This window comes from Streptomyces anthophorae (assembly GCF_049310305.1).
GTDB lineage: Bacteria > Actinomycetota > Actinomycetes > Streptomycetales > Streptomycetaceae > Streptomyces.
Genome location: NZ_JBLWQQ010000001.1, coordinates 8,690,460 through 8,712,486, shown reverse-complemented (window position 1 = coordinate 8,712,486; position 22,027 = coordinate 8,690,460). Strand labels below are relative to the sequence as shown.

Here is a 22,027-nt window from a genome sequence, read left to right as displayed (position 1 = left end):
ACAGCAACATACGTGGCACCCGCAGTGAGTCAACATGGCCGACGGCGCGAACCGGCCGACGAACACACGGAAGCGGCCCGCCGGGGTGAGGGCGGCGGGCCGCTCGTCGCTCGGGCTGCCGGGTGGTTACTGCTCGACCGGCCCGGTGGGCCCGGTGAGCGGGAGCACCGTCCGGCACTTCACCGCGCGGGGGTGCTCGGGGTTGAGCGCGTTGAGCACATGGGTGAGGGTGACCGGGTCGTACGGGGCCTCGAGGTGGTCGGTGTAGTCCTTGGCGCACGTGTCCTGGAGCCGGATGTTGCGCACGCTCGCGCCGGGGCCCGCCTTGAGGAAGGCGTTGGTGTAGGGCGAGACCACCTCGTCGTACTTGGTGGCGATGACGGTGTAGCCGACGCCCGGCACGGTGTCGCCGCCGGCGTCGAGGGCCTTGTTGAAGTCCGAGCCGACCTCCTGCTCGACGAGGGCCGGGGCGGTCTTGTCGAGGAACCCGTTCGCCGGCTCCAACAGGTGCAGCTGACGGCCGAGTTCGGTGATGCCGGACAGGGTGGTGCCGTGGTTGGAGGGGGTGATGCCGATGAGCTTGCCGACCTTGCCAGCGGCGCTCGGGTCGTCCTTGAGATAGGTGCGGGGCAGCGGCCCGCCGCCCTGCGAGTGGCCGACGAGATCGACCTCGGCCGTACCCGTCGCACCGCGCACCTTGTCCACGAAGGCACCGAGCTGCGCCGCGCTGTCCTTCATGTGGGCGGTGCCCTGGATCGGCGATGTCGCCTTGTCCGCGCCGTAGTTGAAGGCGAAGACGCAGTATCCGTTGTTCGCGAGGAGCGGCGCCGCGCCTCGCCAGTTGTCGTTCATGTTCTCGAGCGTGCCGTGGACGAGGACGACGGGCCTCGGATGCTCGGCGCTCGGCTTGCAGCCCCAGTCGTTCGCACCGGGCGGCGCCTCGCCGGCCTTGAAGAATCCGGCCAGGAATCCCTTGGTGAAGTTGTACTCGACCGGCCGCTGTTCCTCCGTGGCGGTCGCATGCGGGGTGCCGAGCGAGACAAGTCCCGCGATTCCGAGGGCGCCCGCGGCTGCCGCGCCGAGAATCCTGCGTCTCATTTTCCAGTACCGTCCCTTGTTCTGGAATGCCGCGTGCTGAGCGGCGTCGGACGGCGTGAAGCTAGGAGAACTCCGGGGCGCCCGGCAATGATGTGGACGCGGTGGCGCTTCGGGCGCGCAGAACGGTGCCAGGATTTCTCGCGCGGGCCGGACGAAAGTGTCACGAAGGTGAGCGCTTCACCGTCCACACACCCCCGGTGGTCCGCAATACCGCTGGTGAAAGACCGACTAGCACTGGTAGTTGACTTCGTGTCAACACCTTGACCGGCGAGTAACCCCGGCCCATACTCGGCGGACGGACGGACCTGGGAGCGAGGGGATGAACGGTTCCGGCACGATCGGCACGCCGAGTTCCGGGGGCGCGTGGGCAGCTTTTCCGCAGCGACTCCCGGACGAGCTGCGCAGAGAGAACCCGACCCTCGCGGCCGAGATCATCCACGAAATCCGGCGGCAGATCCCTGAATTCTCCCGACCGTTGTCCGGGCAGTTCGGAATGTCCATTCAAAGCGGCGTGGAATCCACTCTCGCGGAATTCGTGGATCGGGTCGGCAATGGTGGCGGGGAACTCGACGCGCGGCGCCTTCCGATCTACCGGGCGCTCGGCCGAGGCGAGTTGGCGGAGGGGCGCAGCCTGGACGCGCTGCAAGCCGCGTACCGGCTCGGCGGCCGGGTCGCCTGGCGGCGCTACGTACGGGTGGCACGGCGCCTGTCCCTGAGCACGGACGCGCTGGCCCGGCTCGCCGAGGCCGCGTTCACGCACATCGAGGAGATCGCGGCGGCGTCCGTCACCGCGTACGCGCGCGCCCAGGCCGACGCCGCGGGCACCCTCGGCCGCCGCCGTCACCGCCTCCTCGCCCTCCTGGTCGCTCCCGCACCTCTCGGGCCCGTGGCGCTGGAACAGGCGGCGCAGGAAGCGGAGTGGGAACTGCCGGAGCTGGTGGCCGCGGTGGCGCTGGGGCCTCGGGGAGCGGAGGATCCCAAAGCCGCGGGAGGCGCCGGGACCGTGGAAGGCACCGGGGCCGTGAAAGGCGCCGGGGGCGGACGGTCATGGGGCGCGGCTTCCGGACCGGGGAGGGCGAGCCCCGCGGCCTCCGCCACGGCGCGAGCCTCGGGACGTGTCGGGGAAGGCGTGTCCCCGGTCCGCAAGCCGCTGCCCGAGGCCGTGCTCGCCGATCTCGATGGACCCGCCCCCTGCCTGCTCGTCCCCGACCCCGGCACACGGCTCACCGACCCACGCCTGCGTCGGCTCCTGGACGAGCGGTCGGGCGTCATCGGCCCCGTCGTCCCCCTCGCACAGGCCGCCGATTCACTGCGCTGGGCGCGCGCCCTGCGCGAGCACGGACCCGCAGGCGCCGGCATGGAAATGGGGCAGCCGGAAGCAAGGCCACTGGAGGCGGGGCGACACCTCACGGACCTGCTGCTGCTCGCCGATCCCGCGCTCGTCCGCCTGATGGCCGCGCGCCGCCTCGCGCCCCTCGCGGGACTCACCCCGAAGCAGCGCAGCCGCCTGGCCCACACCCTCCTCGCCCACCTCCAGAGCCCGCACGGCAGCGCACCCGAGCTGGCCGCGCGCCTGGCCATCCACCCGCAGACGGCCCGCCAGCGCCTGCACCACCTGCAACGCCTCTTCGGCCCGGCCCTGACCGATCCCGACGCCCGCTTCGAGCTGGAGGCGGCGCTGCGCGCGCAGCCGCCGGGCACACAGCCTTCGAGCACCCAGCCCTGAGGCGGTGACCTGCGCGGACACCGGAAGACCGGGCCCGTACGACCCGGGCCTGCCCGCCGCGCACCACCTGGGAATACCCCACCCCTTGCCCCCGTTGAAGGCGTCGAGCAAGGAGGCAACAGTGGAGCAGCAGTACTACACGCACGGGACGGCCGCGGAGCGCTGGGACCGTGCCCAGATGTTCTTCGAGGCGAAGGAGTACGCGAACGCCGCCCGGATCCTCGACGGCCTCGTCGAGGAGGTTCCCGAGCAGGTCGGCCCCCGCCTCCTCCTGGCCCGTTCGTACTACCACTCCGCCCAACTGCGCCGCGCGGAGACCGAGTTGCGCACGATCGTGGAGCGCGACCCGGTGGAGCACTACGCCCGCCTGATGCTCGGCCGCACGCTGGAGCGCCAGGGTCGGCACGACGAGGCGGCGCCGCATCTGCGGATGGCGTCGGCGCTCGCGGGCGACTTCGAGTAACCGGACCGGACACCGAGCACGAGACACGCGGGTCCCGCCTTCTGGGCGGGACCCGCTGCCGTTTGCGACTCGACAGAGGGGCGTCAGCTCGACAGACGGGCGTCACCCCTGGCGGGCGACGAAGTCCGTGATCGCGGCGGCGACAGCCTCCGGCTGCTCGTCCGGGATGAAGTGTCCGGCGCCTGGCACGACGATCCCGGTGGCGTTGTCGGCCCACGGGCCGATGGAGGCGGCCATGTCCGGAATGGAGCCGTGGCTGCTGGACATCCCGAGGACGGGCACGGACAGGCGTCGCCGCTCGAGCGCCTCGCGGTTCTTGCGCGCCGATTCCGCGGCGTCCCGGTAGTAGGCGAGGGAGGCGCGCAGGCCACCGTCGGCGGCCTGGGCCGCCGCATAGTGGTCGATCTCGGCGTCGTCGAACGTGTCGGGCGACAGGGCCTTCGCCTTCAGGAACCAGCCGACGTACTCGCGCTCCCGTCCGGCGAGCAGCGTCTCGGGCAGGTCGGGCACGGTGTGGAACGCGAAATGCCAGGTCTTCCACGCACGTTCCGGGTCGGTGGGGATCGTCTCCGGGAGCGTGATGCCGGGAATTCCGGCGTCGAGCAGGGCGACCCCGTTCAGGTCGCCTTCGAAGGTGAGGGCGAGGGAGAAGGCGACCCAGGCACCGACGTCGTGGGCGACCAGGGTGTAGGTCGACACCCCGAGCGCCTGCACGGCGGCGTGGACGTGCGCGGCGACCGTGTGGGTGTCGTAGCCGCGCTCCGGACCCTCGGAGTGCCCCTGCCCCGGCAGGTCGATCGCGATGACACGGAACCGGCCCGCGAGGCCGGGCATCACCTTCCGCCAGGCCCACCAGGTCTGCGGAAATCCGGCGAGCAGGACGACGACCGGACCGCCCGGCCGGCCGCCCTCGACGGCATGAAGGCGGACCCCGTCGGCGTCGACCCAGCGGTGAGTGAATCCATCCAGGTGCTTCAGGGGCAGGCCGGTCACGGGGTCCTCCGTCGGTGTGAGGGGTGTGCGGTGGGGCCTGTGCAGCCCACGCCGGAAAGCTAACACATCTTGGACTGATCAGTTCAAGATAAGATGGCGCACAGCACAGCCCGAACCTTCGAGACACCGGCACACCGGCACACCGGCACACCAACCAGGAAACGAGGAAGTACCGCGTGGCAGGCAAGAAGCAGTTCGACATGGACGCGGCGCTCGACGCCGCGATGATCCAGTTCTGGCGCTCCGGCTATGCCGACACCTCGCTGGACGACCTGTCCCGGGCGACCGGCCTGAACCGCAGCTCCATCTACTCCTCCCTCGGCGACAAGGACACGCTCTTCCTGCGCTGCCTGGACCGCTACGCCGCGCGCTACGGCGAGAAGTACGACGCCGCCCTGTCGTGCGCGGCGTCGGACCCCGTCGCGGCCGTTCGCGCCTTCTTCGACGTCACGCTCGAGCGCATCTCCGATCCCGAAGTGCCCGATGGCTGCCTGATCGCCCAGTCGACCATGGCGATCCCCGTACTGAGCCCGAACGTCGCGACGCACGCCACGCAGTCACTCGGCCTCCAGCGCCGGCGACTGCACGCCGCGCTGAAGGCCGGCCGACTGCCCGACCAGCACGCCGAGTCCTTCGCCGTGCACGTGGCCGCCGTGAACCAGTCGCTCGCCGTCATGAGCAGAGCCGGTACGAGGCCGACGCAGCTCCGGGCCATCGTGGACGTGACTCTCGACGCGCTGTCACAGGCGGTGGACGCGCGGAAGGGCCGCCCGAACCGACTCCGCCGAGAAACGGGCGAGGCGGATCTGTGAGTGCCCGTCAGGCGCCGGTGCGTGTCCTCGTCGACGCCACGGGCAACACCGGCTCCAACGACTGACGCAACAGAAGCCCCCTCTGCCGCGAAGCGACGGCAGAGGGGGCTTTCGCTGTGGGCACTGAACCGAAACCGCAGCGATCCCATCCTCCAGGGCACACGCGCGAGCGATTGACACCTGAGAAGTCGATCTCTTCGTATACAGTGACAGACCGCTATGAACCACCCCAAATGGGCCGAACGGCCCGCCACTTGGAGAGGGACACCCTTGCTTCGACGTTTCGCCACACTCGCCGCGTCCGCCGCCATCGCGGGCGGCGTCCTGTTCTCGGCCGTCCCCGCGCAGGCCGCCCCCACTGCCGACCAGGCCGGTGTGTCGGCCCGTGGCCCGATCACCTGCAACATCCCCAAGATGCGCAAGCAGGCCGACAACTTGAAGTCCAAGGCCGCCAAGTTGGACGCGCTCGGCTACCACAAGTCGGCGGCGAAGGAGCGCGCGAAGGCGCGGGCGATCCAGGCGCGCATCAAGCAGTGCCAGGACGCCGACAACAACAACCCGGGCCCGATCGGCGGCTGAGGCCGGGCCACTTCGGGGCGTCCCGAGGACGGCGCCGAGGATGAACGAGCCCCCGCCCGGCAGCACCGTCGCCGGGCGGGGCCTTTTCGTACCGGCCCATCAACCGCGCCCGCGCTGGGCCATGTTGAGACACAACCCCTGAACGGCTACCGGCGAAGCACGATGCACCGGAGCCCATCCGGCTCCAAGTCCACCCAAGCGCCGCTGCCCCAGCCCGACATCAACTCCCCCACCTCGACCGCGGACAACGCGATGTGCCTGCGCGAGGACAGCCGCTCGACCAGAGGTGTCGTCACGACCCAGGCGCCGCCCGGTCGCAGCAACCGCCGTACGTGTTCGGCCACTTGCTGCTTGTCCGCGAAGAACGGGTGGACGAGCCGCATCGTCACCACGTCGAAGACGTCGACGCCGAGCGTGCGCACGGCCTGCTCGTCGGTGAAGTCCAGACGCCGGGTACTCAGGTTGGGCAGGAGCCCCTGATAGCGGTCACGGACGGCGGACACCGCGGAGGCCGCCCAGTCCACCGCGAGTACGTCGTACCCCCGCCGGGCCAGGGCGGCGGCGTAGGTACCCAGCCCGCACCCCACGTCTGCCGTCACATGCCCTCCCCTCGCTCGACATGGGCACCGCCCGCGCCTGCCGTTCACCGGCCGGGAACTTCATACGATGTCGCACGCCGATGGGGAATGACCGTCCCCGTGGGGGTTACCTGCTACCTTCCGGGCCGTGATCGACAACGTATACGTGGGCAACGCCGGCAAGGACGCGGCACTGGACCGGGGCTGGCTGCTGGGACATTTCAAGGACGCCTCCGACCCTCGGCACAGCGAGGACGTGGAGATCAAGTGGGGCGTCCACCCGCCGGGCGACGAGCGGGCCCAGTGGGTGACCGGCGAAGAACGCACCGCCCTGCTGGTCCTCATCAGCGGCCGCTTCCGAGTGGAACTTCCCGGCCGCAGCGTCCTCCTGGCCGAGCAGGGGGACTACGTCGTGTGGGGCCATGGCGTCGACCACTCCTGGTTCGCGGAGGAGGAGTCGGTGGTCCTGACGGTCCGCTGGCCCTCGGTGCCCGGCTACAAGGTGCCGACCGGGGACGATTCCACGGCCGCCCAGGGCCCTTCGGGCGGACCTTCGGCGGGGACGGTTGACCTGTAGCCGACTGGGGCGTCGCGTCCGGGGGCCGTACGTCGAGCCACTGGTCCGCGCCGCCAAAATCGGTTCGTCACGGCGGGCCGGGTCCCCTACCGTTCCGTCATGCAGATCGTCGTGACGCTGGACTGTGTCGACATCGAGGCGCAGGCGGAATTCTGGCTGGCCGCGCTCGCCCCGCTGAACTACCGGCGCGGCTTCGAAGGACCGCCGTATCTGAGCCTGGTCGCTCCCGCCCCCGCACCCACCCTGCTCCTGCAACAGGTCCCGGAAGCGAAGCAGGCCAAGAACCGCATGCACCTCGACCTCGACTTCGACACCGGGGACCTGGGCACGGAGGCCGAGCGCCTCCAAGAACTCGGCGCCCGGCGCATCTCACCGGAACAGAGCGAACACGGCTTCCGCTGGATCGTCGCCGCCGACCCGGAAGGCAACGAGTTCTGCCTCTTCGCTCCCCCGCCCAAAGTCGACTCGACGGAGTAGCCGCAGCGCCGCCCCGGGCCCGGGCGTCTACGCCACCACCAAGGCGGCGATCCGCAGCCGCCCCGTACTTCGAAGGACCGGCCGCACTCCACTGAGCTGCGTCTCCGCTAGCCTTGCTGCACGATGAACCGCACAGATCAGCCCGCTTCGGCCCCTCTCCTGACCACTCCCTGGGGAGACCTCGGCCTCACCCGTTTCCCGGAGAACCCCCGCGACCAGCTGCGCGCGTGGGACGCCGCGGACACGTACCTGCTGCGGCACCTCGCCGAAGCCGGCACGGACCTGACCGGTGCGGTGACGGTGGTGGGCGACCGTTGGGGCGCGCTGGCCGCGGCGCTCACCGGGGTGCCCGGCTGTTCGCCGACCGTGATCTCGGACTCGTACCTCGGCCAACGGGCGACGGCCGCGAACCTGACGCGGAACGGGCACACGGGCGCGCGCCTGTTCACCACGCAGGACGCCCCGCCCGCGCGCATCGACGTACTGCTCGTCCGCGTCCCGAAGAGCCTCGCCCTCCTTGAGGACCAGCTGCACCGGCTGCGTCGCGCCGTGCACGAGAACACGGTGGTGGTCGGCACCGGCATGGTGAAGGAGATCCACACCTCGACGCTGAACCTGTTCGAGCGGATCATCGGCCCGACGCGTACGTCGCTGGCGGAGAAGAAGGCCCGTCTGATCTTCAGCGAGCCGAGCCCGGCGGTCGACCCCGGCTCCGTTCCGAATCCGTGGCCGCACACCTATCGGCTCCCGTCCGACATCGGACCGTTGTCCGGCCGACCGGTCGTCAACCACGCGGGGGTGTTCTGTGCCGAGCACCTCGACATCGGCACCCGCTTCCTCCTCCAGCACCTCCCGCGGGGAACGGACGCCCGCACGATCGTGGACCTGGGCTGCGGCAACGGCGTCGTCGGCACGAGCGCCGCGCTCACCCACCCCGACGCGGACGTCCTGTTCACGGACGAGTCGCACCAGGCGGTGGCGTCGGCGCGGGCCACGTACGAGGAGAACGCCGGTGACCGCCCCGGCAAGGCCGAGTTCCGCGTCGCCGACGGCCTCGCCGACACACCTCCCGGCTCGGTCGACCTGGTCCTCAACAACCCCCCGTTCCACAGCCACCAGGCCACGACGGACGCGACGGCACACCGCATGTTCAGCCAGGCCCGTGCGGCGCTCCGCCCCGGCGGCGAACTGTGGGTGGTGGGCAACCGTCACCTCGGCTACCACGTGAAGCTGCGCCGCCTGTTCGGCAACAGTCAACTCGTCGCCAGCAACGCCAAGTTCGTGATTCTGAAGGCGGTCAAGCGAGAGGCACGCGGCCGGCGCCCCTGAAGGCGTTCAGGCGTGACCCGGCACGTCAGGTGTGCCGGAACACGCCTCGGTCCGCGCCAGTACGTGGTCGATCGCGGCCGCGACGTCGACGGCGACATGGGTGGGCCGGAAGCCGTCGAACGGTCGGCGTCGCCCGTTCGAGACCCACACGCTGCGCAGCCCCAGGGCGTCGGCACCCGCGATGTCGGCGTGCGGTGAGTCGCCGATGACCCATGCGCCGTCCAGCGGGGCACCGACGGCCGCGGCCGCCGCCCGGAAGATCTCCGGTTCCGGCTTCTTGTGGCCGACCGCCTCGGAGACCACCCATCCGTCGACGATGCGGTCGAGTCCGCTGGTGCGCATCTTCGCGTTCTGCTGGGCGGTGCGGCCGTTGGTGACGACGGCGCAGGTCCAGCCGTCCGACCGAGCCCTGGCCAGCGCCTCGCGGGTCGGCTTCGTCAGGGCGACGCGGTCGGCGCCGCCTTCGCGAAGAAGGCCCTGGACGGCAGCGGGAGGCACCTTGTCGCCATATCGATGAATCATTGCTGCGGCGACATCCTGGCGCGTCGCGTATCCACCCTCGTCCACGCCCATCAGCCAGTCGGCATCGGCGCTCGCCAGGCCGTGCTCCGCAAGGAAGTCGACGACGGCGGCGCGGAAGGCCGCGTCCCGGTCGACGAGGGTGTTGTCCAGGTCGAGCAGCATCAGCGGCATGCCCGGTAGTAGATCACGCGCTTCGCGGGCGCCGGCCTTCTCGGGCCCGGCGGTCACGGGCGCCGCTGTTCACGCCGAGGGCAGCGCCGGGCGCTCTATCGCGATCATGACCGCGTCGTCGTCCAGCTCGCCGCCGACATGGCGCAGCAGGTCGCGCCGGAAGCGGTCGAGGAAGGCGTCGGAGTCATGGCCGGTCCAGCCGGTGATGCGCTCGGCGAGCGGGTAGAAGGCGCCCGCGGTGTCGCGGGCCTCGGTGACCCCGTCCGTGTACAGCAGCAGGAGGTCTCCCGGCTCGAAGTCGAAGCTCTCGACGTGGCGGCTCGGGTCCGTGAGTTCTCCGAGGCCCAGCGGAGGGGCGGGATGCTTCGCGTCCACCGTCATCGGCTTGCCGTCGCGGAGGACCACCGGCGGTGGGTGACCGCAGGACACCATGTGCACCGGGCCGTCCCCGTCCGGGATGTCGAGGACGGTGGCGGTGATGAACGTTTCCGCGTAGCGGCCCGCCTCCCCCGGCTCCATCAGGCCCCAGCACACGCTCCGCTCGAGGTAGGCCACCAGTTCCCCCAGGCCGGCCTGGCGGTGGGCCGCGCCGCGGAACGCCCCGAGCAGCAGCGCGGCGTCGCCGACCGCGGTCATGCCCTTGCCGCGCACGTCGCCGACGATCAACCGGGTGCCGGTCGTGGTGCGCACCGCCGCGTACAGGTCCCCGCCGATCCGGGCCTCGGCCTCCGCGGCGAGGTAGAAGGAGGCGGCTCGCAGGGGGCCGAGCTGCCGGGGCAGCGGTGGAAGGACCACCCGCTGGGCGGCTTCGGAGACGTACCGCACCTGCGACAGCTCCTTCGCGCGGCGCTCGCGCAGCACGCAGAAGACGACGAGGCTGATCCCGACCACCAGCAGCGCGACGATCTGCGCCTCGTGATTGGCGGAGAGCAGCTCGTCGGGGTCCCGCAGGATGCCTATGACCGTCTGCGCGACAACCGCGAGCGCGGCCACCAGACCCACCGTTCGGGGCCCGCCGAACAGCGGTGTGATCGCCGGTGCCGCGACGAGCAGCGGCCCCAGGTGGATATGGGGCGGTGCGAGCACATCGACGACGGACACGAGGACGATCCAGGCGACCGGGACGGCGACCAGCGCCCGCCCCGCTCGCACCGGCGGGCCAGGCACGTCGTGACCTTGCGACATGCCTCCTCTCTACACTGCCCCCGCCGCACGTGCAGCGGCAGCCCCCGGCGTCCGGGCGGCAGCGGACCGGCACACGGGCGACGGCTACCGGGCTCGCCGGTCGTACCTCGCCCTGGCGACGCCTCGACAGACACCGCTCCCGACCGCCACGCAGAAACTGATCAGCGTGGCGGTGCCCCAGCGCGCGTGGTTCATGACGCCGCCATGGACCGCGATGTACAGCCACAGGGTCATGAAGAAGGTCATCGAGCACAGAATGCGCAACGGGACGAGGTACCACGCCGGCTTCCCGACGTTCGCGGCCGTCGCATGCCGAACACGGTCGACCGGGTCTTCTTCGGGTCCCGCGTCAGCCGCCGTGTCCCGTACCCCCTGCCGGACGATGGCGGCGAACTCCCGGTCGATGTCCGCGTCGGAGAAATCTCCCCTGCGTTCCTCGCTCACCGCGACCCCCGATCCGCTGGGCAACGCCCGATGTCGGCGGATTTTCCCGTGGCCGGGAGGGGACCGTCAATGCTGTCGGCGCCGGCCCGGCCCCACCCTTTGTGGTGGCGCCGCAGAACTTGCACAGAGTGTGCGCAACTCCTGAGGCGCTTCGTATCCCCGGTTGGGAAATGTCGCCCTTGGTACGCCGGAGGCAATGCCTGTGATCCGCACTGTGCGGGACGCGAGGTGGAGGAACCGACCCGATTTCGTGCGCGCCTCCACATGATGGTCGGCTCGGTTTCATCAACTGCCCCGGTGGGACCGGCCCTTGACTGGCCGCCTGGCGCGCTCTGTGGTGTGATCGCCCGCGCCACTCCCCTATGAACCCCCCGTACGAAGGACTCCCCCATGAACTCCGCTCAGCAGATTCAGGCCCTCGAGATCTCCGACGCCGACCTGGACGGCGTCTCCGGCGGCCTGAGCCCCGAAGGCAGCATCACCATCGACGACAAGACCGTCGGCACCGCCGACCTGATCGGCCTGGCGCAGGGCACCGCCCTCGGCGCCGCCGCCCAGGCGCAGAACGCCTTCGCCCAGCCGCACCAGATCAGCATCAACGGCTCCCTCTGATCGCAGCACCGAGCCCCCTGCCGACCGGGCAGGGGGCTCGATCATTTCTCCCGGCGCACGCCGGTCGGGCGGTGCCGGGGTCAGCCGGCCCTCATCAGCCCGCCCCCACTCTTGTAGGAATGATTCCCTCCGGGCCACGATGCCCGCATGAAGGGTGATCTTTTCGCGAGTGAGCACATGGTGCAGCCCGCCGCGGCGCCGGGCATGACCGTGCAGAACGCCAAGTCGATCCGGTATGTGATCGACGGCGAGATGCTGGCCCGGCAGGGGGCGATGGTCGCCTACCGGGGGAATCTGCAGTTCGAACGGAAGGGGCAGGGCGTCGGCGGCATGCTGAAGCGGGCCGTCACCGGGGAGGGGCTTCCCGTGATGAAGGTGCGCGGGCAGGGTGAGGCCTGGTTCGCGCAGGAGGCCCAGAACGTGTTCGTCGTGGATCTCGAACCCGGCGACGTGTTCACCGTCAACGGCCGCAACGTGCTGTGCTTCGACGCCTCACTGTCGTACGAGATCAAGACGGTGAAGGGCGCCGGGATCAGCGGCGGCGGACTGTTCAACAGTGTGTTCACCGGGCAGGGGCGGCTCGGCCTTGTCTGCGAGGGCAACCCGCTCGTCTTCCCCGTCTCTCCGCAGCAGCCGGTGTACGTGGACACGGACGCGGTCGTCGGCTGGAGCGCCAACCTCCGTACCTCGCTGCACCGTTCGCAGTCGCTGGGCTCGATGATCCGGGGCGGATCCGGAGAGGCCGTGCAACTGATGCTCGAGGGCGAGGGGTTCGTGGTCGTACGCCCCAGCGAGGCCACTCCGCAGAAGCCGCAGCAGCACTAGGTGTGCTGTTCGGGAGCACTGGGGCGCGTATCGCGTCGTGATCAGTCCGAGGGATTCACCCTCGTGACGAACGCTGCTCACGCGGCTAGGGGCAGTCGCACTGGATGCGCATGCCGGTCAGCCTGTGGGCAGGCCGATCTGGTCGCGTTCGAGTACAGAGCGCAACTCCGAGAAGATCTGTGCGGCGGCCAGTCCTGAGGGACCACTCAGGACGTCTGCGGTCAGCTCGGTCAGTGTTTTGGTGAAGGTCGCCTCCGCCGCCTCGACGAGTTGCAGGCCTCCGGCGGTCAGGTCCAGCAGTGATGAGCGGCGATCCGATGGATTAGTTCGCCGTATGACCCATGCCTGCTTCTCCAGGCGGTCGATGCCCTTGCTGGTCGCGCCGATCCCGATGGCGAATTCGGTGGCGAGGTCCGCGATCCGGGACCCGGGGTGGTCGCGCAGGAAGCGCAGGAACTCGAACTGCGAGGTGACGATCCCGTGCCGCTCGCGAAGGCGGTCGTTCAGCGCGTTGTAGAGGCGTGTCTCGCAGCGGACGAGATCGGCGAAGAAGCCCGGGAGGTCGATCGGGCCACGGCTTGACTTAGATGCCATGGCATATATTCTAACCTACATGCCTAGGCATATAGTTCCTTGGCATGCACTCGCGATGGGGGCGACAATGAGCAGGCAGCAGCGCGCGGAGATCGACGCGATGGTCCGACGGCCTCAGCCGGAGGCCCTTCGGTCGGTGGAGGAGATCCGCGCCGGGTTCAGGGCGATGATGGGGGAAATGATCGTCCCGGCTGGGATCCGTACCCGGACTGCGACGCTCGGCGATCGCCCCGCGGTGCTCGTCGAGCCGCCCGGCACTCCGAAGGCCGGGATGATCCTCTACTTTCACGGCGGCTCTTACGTGGTCGGTTCACCGGAGACGGCGATGTCGCTGACGGGGAACCTGGTGACCAAAACAGGGTTCAGGGCGTTCTCCCTGGATTACCGGCTCGCCCCTGAGTATCCGTTCCCGGCCGCGATCGAGGATGGAGTGAGCGCCTACCGCGCACTTCTCGACAGCGGCGAAGACCCTTCGGCGATCGCGTTCGCCGGGGACTCCGCCGGTGGCGGCCTCACCGTTACCACCTGCCTCGCCGCCCGCGATGCGGGCCTGCCCATGCCCGCCGCAATCGTGGCGTTCTCCCCCGGACTCGACATGACCAGGACGGGCGAGAGCATGGACACCAAGGCGGGCATCGACCCGTTCTTCACGCGTGAGGGCCTGGAACACACCGCGACCATGTACCTCGCGGGACAGGATCCGCATCAGCCCATGCTCAGCCCCGCCGCCCTCGCCGACCTGACCGGCTTCCCTCCGATGCTTCTGCAGGCGGGCACCAACGAAATACTCCTGGACGACTCCGTACGCATGGCCACGCGCGCGAGGGAAGCCGGAGTGGACGTCATCCTTGACATCACCGCTGACGTTCCACATGTCTTCCAGGCGTTCACAGGCATCCTGGACGAGGCCGACGAGGCACTGGACCGCGCCGCTCTCTTCCTCAGTCAGCACATCCGCACCAGGGGCACGGCACGCACGTCGGCGGGCTGACGCCCGCAGGCGGTCTCATACGGACCACGGTCCGAACCCCAGGCCCTGGCTCGCCGTTCCTCTTCCCGACGGCCGGCACCCCACCCCGCTCCGAAGGCCGTTCAAGACTCCGGGGGTGCGTTCTCCGTGGGCGGTGGCTCATGCCGGGATGCCAGATCTTCTTACGTGACGCGAGTGCAACTGGCCGACAACGAATGGGAGTTCGTCGAGCCGTACCTGCCGATCGGCGGGAATGGTCAGGAACCGAGTTCCTGCCGCCGTCGGACGCGTCGCCACTCTTCCCGCTCGGGTCCGATCCCGCCCCCTGGGAGGACTTTGGCAGGTGGTGTCGTAGGGCTGCCAGGGTGCGGGGTGGTGGCAGGTCGGGCAGGAACAGGTGGGCCGTGGTCACCGGCAGCAGGCTGGGGAGCCAGTACTTGACCAGCTCGTCGGCGTTCCTGGGCCACCGAGCGATCAGCCACCTAACAAAGTCCCACTAGGGGAAAACCACTCAGACGACCAGGACCCGGCGCCCGCGCGTGTGACCGGCGTGGCTGTCGACGTGTGCCGCCGGGGCCTCGGCCAGTGTGTACGACGTCTCGACCGGGATGTGCAGCTTTCCCCGCGAGATGAGGGCCACGGCCTCGGCGAGGGCTTCCGGCACGCTCCCGGCCACGCCGGAGAACCGGACCCCGAACTCGGGTGCTCCCAGGTCGGCGATGGTGATCACCTTCTGCGGGTCACCGGTCAGTTCGACGAGTTCGCGGATCACGCCCGAGCCGGCCAGGTCGAGCGCCGCGTCGACCTGGCCGAGCTGCCGTACCCGCTCGACCCAGCCCTCTCCGTACGTCGTGGCACGGGCGCCGAGGCCCCGCAGGTAGTCCTGGTTCGCGGCCCCGGCCGTACCGATCACCTCGACGCCCCGATCGCGGGCGATCTGGAGCACCGCGGAGCCCACTCCCCCGGACGCGCCGCTGACGAGCAGCGTCTGCCCCGGCTCGACACCGACCTCGCTGATGAGGCGCAGCGCGGTCTCCACCACGGAGGGGTACCCGGCGGCCTCCTCGAACGTCAGCCCCTCCGGCATGTGGGCCCAGGCCGTCAGCACGGCGAACTCCGCGTAGGTGTCGATGCCTTCACCGAAGACCCGGTCCCCGATCTCGACTCCTGCGACGCCCTCGCCGACCTCGTCCACGATCCCAGCGGCGTCCAGCCCGAGCCCTGAGGGCAGCTGGGTCGGGTGGGCCCCGAGGACCTGCCCTTCGCGGATCCGCCAATCAACGGGGTTCACACCGGCCGCACGCACGGCGATGCGTATCCGGCCGGGGCCCGTACGGGGCTTCTCCGCATCGATCAGGTGCAGCACGTCCGGGCCGCCGAACTCGTCGAAGTTCACTTTTTTCATGGTCTTCGTGGCCTTCATGGCCGTTGCGTTCTCCATGCGGCCGACCGTAGCACTAACCGTTAGCTTTTCATGACGGTTAAGTTTTCAGAGTTGTTGTTCTTTTGGATCTGCTAGCGTTCGCGCATGAACGAGCCGCAGCCCGGACGTCGCGAGCGCAAGAAGGCCGCGACCCGCCAGAAGATCGCCGAGACCGCTCTGCGGCTCTTCCTGGAGCGCGGGTACGACGCGGTGGGGATCCGCGACGTGGCGGCCGAGGCCGACGTGGCCGTCACCACGGTCTTCTCCCACTTCGCCTCGAAAGAGGCCCTGGTGTTCGAGCAGGACCAGGACTTCGAGCAGCGGCTCACGCGGGCGGTCTCCGACCGGGGTCCCGACGAACCGCTGATCCCCGCACTGCGCCGCGAGATCGAGGCGCTTGTCCGGCACTGCACGGCGGACGGCTCCGTACCGATCTGGCAGATGATCGAGTCTTCCGCGGCCCTGCGGAAGTACGAGGAGTCGATGCGGCTGCGCCACGCGGAGTCGCTGGCCGCGGCCATCGCCGCCGACCCCGGCCTGCGGCACACCGCGACGGCCTGCCGGACGATCGCGAGGTTCGTGATCGATGCGTTCGCGCTGGCCCGCGAGGCGGCCGAACCGGATTCCGCGCTCGACGAGATCTTCCGGATGGTCGAGGCCGCCTGGGAGGCCGGACGCCCGGCGGCCGATTGCGATACCGGTGCCGATACCCATGCCGACAGCGGCGCCGCCGCCCGGAGTCGGCGCTAGAAGGCGGTGCGCGGCGCGTTCGCGTGTTCCTCCACCGCGATCCGCGCCAGCTTCGTCAGCATCATCCCGTTGCGGACCGCGACGAGGTAGTCGACCGGGAGCCCGTGCATCCGTGTGCCCGGCCCCCTCAGCGGGTGCCAGTCGAGGACGAAGAGGGTGTGTTCGGCCCACGGGATGAGGTTCATCGCGATGCGGGCGGCACCGAACGGGTCCGCCTTCGCCTCCAGTTCGAGGCGGTGTTCCGGCTCGCAGATCCGGACCGTACTGGTGTCGTCGAGGGTCAGCGGGCCGAGGCCGACCCGCACCTTCAGCGCGGTGCCCACGTCCGGCCAGGCGGGGTCGACGTCGAGCACCCGCTTGGTGCCCGTCACCCACTCCCCGTAGCGATAGCCGTCCGAGAGCAGCGCCCAGACCTCGGCGGGCGAGCTCAGGATCAGTCGGCGGGTCCTGGCCATGGGGTCGGTCACGCTCCTGTTCCCAGGTTCCCGGCGGGTGCCGGCGAAACCGGCGACACGTGCGGATACGGCTGGCACATTTCAGGACAAAGCTAGCAGCGGGCTCCTCGCCGCGCCTGGGAGGCGTACGCCGCCGGAGGGGATACCGACAGTCGCGTACGGACGGTGGCTCGGCGAGAATGTGCGCCATGGCAGCGACGGCCGGTCCTCCACCCGACACCGCCCCCGGCGTCCGGCTCTCGTCGGCGCGCGGGCGGTGGATCCTCGCCTGCGTGGTGCTGGCGTCCGGGATGGCCATGCTCGACGGCACCGTCGTGAACGTCGCGCTGCCGACCATGGGGCGCGACCTCGGTGCCTCCCTGTCCGCGCTGCAATGGGTCGTCAACGCCTACATGCTGACCCTGTCGGCGCTGCTCCTGTGGGGCGGCGCGATGGGCGACCGGATCGGGCGGCGGCGGGCGCTCGTACTGGGGGTGGCGTGGTTCGCTGTCGCCTCCGCGGCGTGCGGACTCGCCCCGAACGAGGGCACGTTGATCGCGGCGCGGGCGCTCCAGGGGGTCGGCGGGGCGCTGCTGACTCCCGGGTCGCTCGCGCTCGTGCGGTCGGTGTTCCATCCCGACGACCAGGCCCGCGCGGTGGGCGCCTGGTCGGGGCTCACCGGTGTCGCGGGCGCGCTCGGACCGTTTCTCGGCGGGTGGCTGATCGACGGGCCCGGGTGGCGGTGGATCTTCCTCATCAATGTGCCGATCGCCGCCGTCGTACTGGTCATCGCCGTGCGGTACGTCCCCGAGAGCCGGGACGCCGCGGCGGCGGATGCCCCCTTCGACCAGCTGGGCGCCGTGCTGGCGGCGGTGTGTCTGGCCGGGGTGAGCTACGCGCTGATCGGATCGTCGGGCGGTGGCGCGTCCGCAGTGTCCACCGGAGTGCCCGCGCTCGTCGGCCTGGCCGCCGGTGCCGCCTTCGTGGCCGTGGAGCGGCGGCGGGCCGCTCCGATGCTGCCGCTGTCACTGTTCCGCTCGCGCCTGTTCAGCGCCGCGAACGGGATGACGCTGTGCCTGTACGCGGGGATCGGCGGCATCCTGTTCCTGCTGCCGGTCCAGCTTCAAGTCGCCCTGGGGTACGACGCGTTGGAGGCGGGGGTGGCCACGTTGCCGGAAACCGCGCTGATGCTGCTGCTCTCCCCCAGGGCCGGCGATCTGGCGCGCCGGGTGGGGCCGACGCCTCCGCTGGTCGTGGGGCCCGCCGTCGCCGCGGTCGGGGTGCTGCTGATGCTGCGGATCGGCCCCGGGTCGTCGTACGCGGCCGATGTGCTGCCCGCGGTCGCCGTTCTCGGGCTCGGCATGAGCCTCTTCGTGGCCCCGCTCACCACGACGGTCCTCGCGTCGGTGGAACCGGAGCACGCCGGTCTCGCGAGCGGGGTCAACAACACCGCGGCGCGGGTGGCGCAGTTGCTGGTGGTCGCGGCGCTGCCGCTGGCCGTCGGCCTGTCGGGCGATGCCTATACGCGGCCCGAGGCGGTGGACACGTCGTTCCACCGGGCGGCGGTCGGCTGCGCTTCGCTGTTCGTGCTGGGTGCGGCCACCGCGGCCCTGTTCATCCGGCCACGGGCGGTGCGCCCGCGCCTGGCGGACGCTCCCCGCCCGCAGTGCCGGTCCCATCTCGGCGTCTGCGCACCGGCGTTGGAGCCGGGCGAGGAGTCACTCCGGTAGGGCGCCGTCGAGGGCGAACCTCAGTCGGGTCGCCCGTGGTCGCGCACGCTCCGCGGCAGTCGCACCGTGAACGTCGTCGCGCCCGGCTCGCTCTCCACCGCGACCGACCCGTCGTGCGCGGCCACCACCGCCGCGACGATGGAGAGCCCCAGGCCGGTGCCCGCCGTACCCGCCGTGTCCTCGCGCGGTCCTTCGCCGTGCACGAACCGTTCGAAGAGGTGGGGGCGCAGCTCGGCGGGGATGCCGGGGCCGTTGTCGGAGACCGTCAGCTCGACGGTGTCTCCGGTGACGGCCAGACCGGAGGTGACCTCCGAACCGGGCGGGGTGTGTCGGCGGGCGTTGGTGAGCAGGTTGGCGAGGATCTGCTGGAGGCGGTGGGCGTCCCCGACCACGGTCACGGGCTCCTCGGGGAGGTCGAGGAGCCAGCGGTGGCCGGGGCCCGCCGCCCGTGCGTCGGTGACGGCGTCGAGGACGAGCCGGGTGAGGTCCACCGGTTCGCGTTCCAGGGGGCGTCCCGCGTCGAGGCGGGCGAGCAGCAGCAGGTCGTCGACCATGGCGCCCATCCGGCCCGACTGCGCGGCGATGCGTTCCAGCGCGTGGGTGACCTCGGGCGGAACGGGGCCCCGGTGGAGCAGGGCGAGTTCCGCGTGGCCCCGCACGGAGGCGACCGGGGTGCGCAGTTCGTGGCTGGCGTCGGCGGAGAAGGTGCGCAGCCGCTCCTCGCTGCGCTGGCGTTCGGTGAGGGCGTTCTCGACGTGGCCCAGCATGCGGTTGAACGCGAGGGTGACCTGGTCGACCTCGGTGCTGCGGGGCCGGGTGTCCGGGGCCCGGGCGGGCAGCGCCACCTCGCCGCTGGCCAGCGGGAGTTCGCTGATGTGGGTCGCGGTCGAGGCGATGCGGCTGAGCGGGCGCAGCGACCAGCGCACCCACAGCGCGCCCGCGACGCCCGCGCCGACGAGGACCAGGCCGAAGACGCTGCCCGCCACGAGTTCGAGGCGGTGCACGGCGGCCTCCACCGGTTCCAGCGGGAGGCCGGTGAGCAGCACGTCGCCGTCCCGTCCGGTCCAGGCCATCACCCGGTAGTCGTCGAGCGAGGACAGCTCCACGCTGTGGCCGCGCCCGTCCACGGGGACGGCGGCAAGCGCCCGTTCGTCACCGGTGTCGAGGTCGACGGCGACGAGGTCGCTGGTGTCGCTGCCCTGGCGGACCACGGCGGCGTTGGTGACGGCGCCGTCGACCAGGCGGATGCCGAGGGTGCCGGAGGCCTGGCGGCGGGTGTCGCCGTGCTCGTCGCCGTCGTGGTCGTCGTGTCCGGAGACCGGGTGTTCGAGGCTCGCGGGGAAGGCGCTGCCGGTGTCGGAGAGCTGCTGGTCGAGCCGGTCCGTGAGGAAACCGCCGAGTTCCAGGACCGCGGCGAGGCCCACGGCGGCGGAGCCGACGGCCAGCAGCACAAGCAGCGCGGCGGTGAACCTGGCCCGCAGGGTGCGCAGCCGCGGGTACCTCACCGGCCGTCCGCCGGCTTCAGGACGTACCCCGCTCCGCGCACCGTATGGATCATCGGCTCGCGACCCGCGTCCACCTTCTTGCGCAGATACGAGATGTACAGCTCCACGACATGGGCCTGGCCCCCGAAGTCGTAGGACCACACGAGGTCGAGCAGCTGCGGCTTGCTCAGGACGCGGCGCGGGTGGCGCATGAGACAGCGCAGCAGCTCGAACTCCGTTGGCGACAGGTCGACGGGAGCGCCGCCGCGGGTGACCTCGTGCGCGTCCTCGTCCATCTCCAGGTCGCCGACCACCAGCAGCGAAGAGCTGGCCCGCTCCCGGGTCATCCCCGCCCGGCGCAGCAGTCCGCGCAGCCGGGCGACCAGTTCGCCGAGGCTGAACGGCTTGGTCACGTAGTCGTCGCCGCCCGCGGTGATCCCCGCGATGCGGTCCTCGACGGTGTCGCGCGCGGTCAGGAACAGCACGCACACATGGGGCTGCACGGCGCGCAGGTCGCGCAGCACGGACAGGCCGTCGCGGTCGGGCAGCATGATGTCGAGGACGACGGCGTCCGGCAGGAAGTCCCGGGCCTCGCGCTCGGCCGCACGGGCGGTGGCCGCTGTGCGCACCTCCCAGCCCTCGTAGCGCAGGGCACCGGAGACGACCTCCGCGAGGTCGGGCTCGTCGTCGACGACGAGGACACGCACGGGCGTGCCGTCGGGGCGGGTCAGTGCCGCTGGGCGTGAGGTCATGGCCGCTCCAGCATCTCTCGGTTCCCTCTGAGTTTCCTCTGAGCCTGCCGCGCGTGTCCGCCGTTCAGAGCCGGCTCAGAGGTTCGCGCACCACAGTGGGCAGCCCACCGCCCGTGAGGAGCAGCCCATGGCCACCACCCACAGTCCACCGCCGGTGCGGCACCGGCTGTCCGCCCCGCGCCGTCACCGCTCCCCCGCCGTACCGCTGCTCGCGGCGGCCTGGGCGGGGGGATGCGCCGTACTGGCCCTGTGGTGGCACGACACCGGCTCGGTGCTGGGCCAGGCGGGCTGGCTGAACGGCGCGGGCCGGATCACCGGACTGCTCTGCGGCTACATGTGCGCCCTGCTGATCATGCTGATGGCCCGGGTGCCGTGGCTGGAGCGGGGGGTCGGCAGCGACCGCACGGCCCGCTGGCACGCCTCGGCCGGCCGCTGGACGATCGGCCTGCTGCTGGCCCACATCGTGCTGATCACCCTCGGTTACGCGGCCCAGGCCCACCTGAACCCGCTGCGGGAGCTCGGCACGATCGTCCTCGACCTGCCGGAGATGCTGAAGGGCACGGCGGGCGCGGTGATCCTGCTCGCCGTCGGCTACACCTCGGTGCGGGCCGTGCGCCGCCGGATGCGCTACGAGACCTGGTACTACCTGCACCTGCTCACCTATGCCGCCGTGTTCCTCGCCTTCTGGCACCAACTCGCCCTTGGCGCGGACTTCGTGGCGAGCGCGCCCGCCCGTGCGGCCTGGTACATGCTGTACGGCGCGGCGGCCTGCCTGGTGTTGTGGTTCCGCGTCCTGACGCCCCTGCGGCTGAATCTTCGCCACCGGATACGCGTGGAGGCCGTCGTCCGCGAGGCACCCGACGTCTACTCGGTGTGGCTGCGCGGACATCGACTCGACCAACTCGGCGCCGTGCCGGGGCAGTTCCTGCGTTGGCGGTTCCTCTCCCCCGGCATGTGGGGCGCCTGCCATCCGTACTCGCTGTCGGCGGTGCCGAACCCCGACCACCTGCGGATCACGGTCAAGGCGCTCGGCGACCACAGCGGGGCCGTCGCCACGCTGCGGCGCGGCACCCGCGTCTGGGCGGAGGGCCCCTACGGGGCACTGACCGCGGGCCGCCGCAGCCGCGGCAAGGTGCTGCTGATCGCGGGCGGCACCGGCATCACCCCACTGCGCACCCTGTTCGAGACGCTGCCCGCGGCGCCCGGCGACCTGACGCTGCTCTACCGGGCGCGCACCGCCGAGGAGCTGGCGCTGCGCGGTGAGCTGGAGGCCATCGCGGCGACGCGCCGGGCCCGCCTCGTGTACGCCCTCAACGGCCCGGACGGCGCGCGCACCCCGATCACCGCCGAGCGGCTGCGAGCCCTGCTGCCGGACCTGGCCCGGCACGACGTGTACCTGTGCGGGCCGCGCGGCATGTCGCTCGCCGCGTACGACGCCCTGCGCGCCGCCGGGGTCCCGGCCGGGCGCATCCACTACGAGTCCTTCGAACTGTGAGGCC

Annotated in this window: 24 protein-coding genes; 13 read left to right on the top strand and 11 right to left on the bottom strand. The window is 71.0% G+C overall.

Annotation, left to right across the window (positions count from 1 at the left end; genetic code table 11):
* Positions 1–126: 126 nt before the first annotated feature.
* Positions 127–1,098, bottom strand: a complete 972-nt coding sequence (locus ACNYS0_RS39730) for an esterase/lipase family protein (protein ID WP_422481248.1) — start codon at positions 1,096–1,098, stop codon at positions 127–129.
* 319 nt (positions 1,099–1,417) lie between these two features.
* On the opposite strand from ACNYS0_RS39730, the gene ACNYS0_RS39725 reads away from it, so the two are divergent.
* Positions 1,418–2,824: a PucR-like N-terminal domain-containing protein gene (locus ACNYS0_RS39725; RefSeq protein ID WP_479685803.1), complete on the top strand. Its 1,407-nt coding sequence runs from the start codon at positions 1,418–1,420 to the stop codon at positions 2,822–2,824.
* A gap of 121 nt (positions 2,825–2,945) precedes the next feature.
* On the top strand, positions 2,946–3,287 hold the full coding sequence (locus ACNYS0_RS39720) for a tetratricopeptide repeat protein (protein ID WP_422429113.1): 342 nt from the start codon (positions 2,946–2,948) through the stop codon (positions 3,285–3,287).
* 102 nt (positions 3,288–3,389) lie between these two features.
* Here ACNYS0_RS39720 and ACNYS0_RS39715 read toward each other — a convergent pair whose 3' ends face one another.
* Positions 3,390–4,280, bottom strand: a complete 891-nt coding sequence (locus tag ACNYS0_RS39715; protein ID WP_422481244.1) for an alpha/beta fold hydrolase — start codon at positions 4,278–4,280, stop codon at positions 3,390–3,392.
* Positions 4,281–4,456: 176 nt separating this feature from the next.
* Between ACNYS0_RS39715 and ACNYS0_RS39710 the strand changes: the two genes are divergently transcribed.
* Entirely contained in the window at positions 4,457–5,092 is a 636-nt protein-coding gene (locus ACNYS0_RS39710; protein ID WP_422481242.1) for a TetR/AcrR family transcriptional regulator, read from the top strand.
* 270 nt (positions 5,093–5,362) lie between these two features.
* Entirely contained in the window at positions 5,363–5,671 is a 309-nt protein-coding gene (locus ACNYS0_RS39705) for a hypothetical protein (protein WP_422481240.1), read from the top strand.
* A 146-nt stretch (positions 5,672–5,817) separates the two neighbouring features.
* Here ACNYS0_RS39705 and ACNYS0_RS39700 read toward each other — a convergent pair whose 3' ends face one another.
* Positions 5,818–6,270 carry a class I SAM-dependent methyltransferase gene (locus ACNYS0_RS39700; protein ID WP_422481238.1) on the bottom strand — a complete coding sequence of 151 codons (453 nt, stop codon included), beginning with the start codon at positions 6,268–6,270 and terminating at the stop codon, positions 5,818–5,820.
* Positions 6,271–6,397: 127 nt separating this feature from the next.
* Between ACNYS0_RS39700 and ACNYS0_RS39695 the strand changes: the two genes are divergently transcribed.
* The 3 genes from ACNYS0_RS39695 to ACNYS0_RS39685 all read left to right on the top strand — a co-directional run bounded on the left by ACNYS0_RS39695 (position 6,398) and on the right by ACNYS0_RS39685 (position 8,632).
* Positions 6,398–6,826, top strand: coding sequence for a cupin domain-containing protein (locus ACNYS0_RS39695; protein ID WP_422481236.1), 429 nt, complete (start codon positions 6,398–6,400; stop codon positions 6,824–6,826).
* 99 nt (positions 6,827–6,925) lie between these two features.
* Positions 6,926–7,303, top strand: coding sequence for a VOC family protein (locus ACNYS0_RS39690; RefSeq protein WP_422481234.1), 378 nt, complete (start codon positions 6,926–6,928; stop codon positions 7,301–7,303).
* 123 nt (positions 7,304–7,426) lie between these two features.
* On the top strand, positions 7,427–8,632 hold the full coding sequence (locus ACNYS0_RS39685; RefSeq protein ID WP_422481232.1) for a methyltransferase: 1,206 nt from the start codon (positions 7,427–7,429) through the stop codon (positions 8,630–8,632).
* Positions 8,633–8,638: 6 nt separating this feature from the next.
* Here ACNYS0_RS39685 and ACNYS0_RS39680 read toward each other — a convergent pair whose 3' ends face one another.
* From ACNYS0_RS39680 to ACNYS0_RS39670, 3 genes are all read right to left on the bottom strand, one after another.
* Positions 8,639–9,382, bottom strand: coding sequence for an HAD family hydrolase (locus tag ACNYS0_RS39680; RefSeq protein ID WP_422481230.1), 744 nt, complete (start codon positions 9,380–9,382; stop codon positions 8,639–8,641).
* 12 nt (positions 9,383–9,394) lie between these two features.
* Complete coding sequence (locus ACNYS0_RS39675; protein WP_422481228.1) at positions 9,395–10,510, bottom strand: PP2C family protein-serine/threonine phosphatase; 1,116 nt, start codon at positions 10,508–10,510, stop codon at positions 9,395–9,397.
* An 84-nt stretch (positions 10,511–10,594) separates the two neighbouring features.
* Positions 10,595–10,954 carry a hypothetical protein gene (locus ACNYS0_RS39670; protein ID WP_422481226.1) on the bottom strand — a complete coding sequence of 120 codons (360 nt, stop codon included), beginning with the start codon at positions 10,952–10,954 and terminating at the stop codon, positions 10,595–10,597.
* Between the two features lie 390 nt (positions 10,955–11,344).
* Between ACNYS0_RS39670 and ACNYS0_RS39665 the strand changes: the two genes are divergently transcribed.
* Together ACNYS0_RS39665 and ACNYS0_RS39660 are read left to right on the top strand one after the other, a co-directional pair.
* Positions 11,345–11,566, top strand: a complete 222-nt coding sequence (locus tag ACNYS0_RS39665) for a hypothetical protein (protein WP_422481224.1) — start codon at positions 11,345–11,347, stop codon at positions 11,564–11,566.
* 147 nt (positions 11,567–11,713) lie between these two features.
* On the top strand, positions 11,714–12,391 hold the full coding sequence (locus ACNYS0_RS39660; protein ID WP_422481222.1) for an AIM24 family protein: 678 nt from the start codon (positions 11,714–11,716) through the stop codon (positions 12,389–12,391).
* Between the two features lie 117 nt (positions 12,392–12,508).
* On the opposite strand, the gene ACNYS0_RS39655 is transcribed toward ACNYS0_RS39660, so the two are convergent.
* Entirely contained in the window at positions 12,509–12,985 is a 477-nt protein-coding gene (locus tag ACNYS0_RS39655; RefSeq protein WP_422481220.1) for a MarR family winged helix-turn-helix transcriptional regulator, read from the bottom strand.
* Positions 12,986–13,052: 67 nt separating this feature from the next.
* On the opposite strand from ACNYS0_RS39655, the gene ACNYS0_RS39650 reads away from it, so the two are divergent.
* Positions 13,053–13,976, top strand: a complete 924-nt coding sequence (locus ACNYS0_RS39650) for an alpha/beta hydrolase (RefSeq protein WP_422481218.1) — start codon at positions 13,053–13,055, stop codon at positions 13,974–13,976.
* Between the two features lie 490 nt (positions 13,977–14,466).
* On the opposite strand, the gene ACNYS0_RS39645 is transcribed toward ACNYS0_RS39650, so the two are convergent.
* On the bottom strand, positions 14,467–15,360 hold the full coding sequence (locus ACNYS0_RS39645) for an NADP-dependent oxidoreductase (protein ID WP_422482894.1): 894 nt from the start codon (positions 15,358–15,360) through the stop codon (positions 14,467–14,469).
* Between the two features lie 123 nt (positions 15,361–15,483).
* Here ACNYS0_RS39645 and ACNYS0_RS39640 point away from each other — a divergent pair, with 123 nt between their 5' ends.
* A complete protein-coding gene (locus ACNYS0_RS39640) occupies positions 15,484–16,128 on the top strand; it encodes a TetR/AcrR family transcriptional regulator (protein WP_422481216.1) in 645 nt (214 codons plus the stop codon).
* Here ACNYS0_RS39640 and ACNYS0_RS39635 read toward each other — a convergent pair.
* Positions 16,125–16,583, bottom strand: a complete 459-nt coding sequence (locus ACNYS0_RS39635; protein WP_422482893.1) for an SRPBCC family protein — start codon at positions 16,581–16,583, stop codon at positions 16,125–16,127. The two genes, ACNYS0_RS39640 and ACNYS0_RS39635, sit on opposite strands and share 4 nt — an antisense overlap.
* Before the next feature lie 188 nt (positions 16,584–16,771).
* Here ACNYS0_RS39635 and ACNYS0_RS39630 point away from each other — a divergent pair, with 188 nt between their 5' ends.
* Positions 16,772–18,292: an MFS transporter gene (locus ACNYS0_RS39630; RefSeq protein ID WP_422481214.1), complete on the top strand. Its 1,521-nt coding sequence runs from the start codon at positions 16,772–16,774 to the stop codon at positions 18,290–18,292.
* Positions 18,293–18,312: 20 nt separating this feature from the next.
* On the opposite strand, the gene ACNYS0_RS39625 is transcribed toward ACNYS0_RS39630, so the two are convergent.
* Entirely contained in the window at positions 18,313–19,797 is a 1,485-nt protein-coding gene (locus ACNYS0_RS39625) for a sensor histidine kinase (protein ID WP_422481212.1), read from the bottom strand.
* Positions 19,794–20,528: a response regulator transcription factor gene (locus ACNYS0_RS39620; RefSeq protein WP_422481210.1), complete on the bottom strand. Its 735-nt coding sequence runs from the start codon at positions 20,526–20,528 to the stop codon at positions 19,794–19,796. Before ACNYS0_RS39620 ends, ACNYS0_RS39625 begins: the two co-directional genes overlap by 4 nt.
* Before the next feature lie 127 nt (positions 20,529–20,655).
* Between ACNYS0_RS39620 and ACNYS0_RS39615 the strand changes: the two genes are divergently transcribed.
* A complete protein-coding gene (locus ACNYS0_RS39615) occupies positions 20,656–22,023 on the top strand; it encodes a ferredoxin reductase family protein (protein WP_422481208.1) in 1,368 nt (455 codons plus the stop codon).
* The last annotated feature ends 4 nt before the right edge of the window (positions 22,024–22,027 follow it).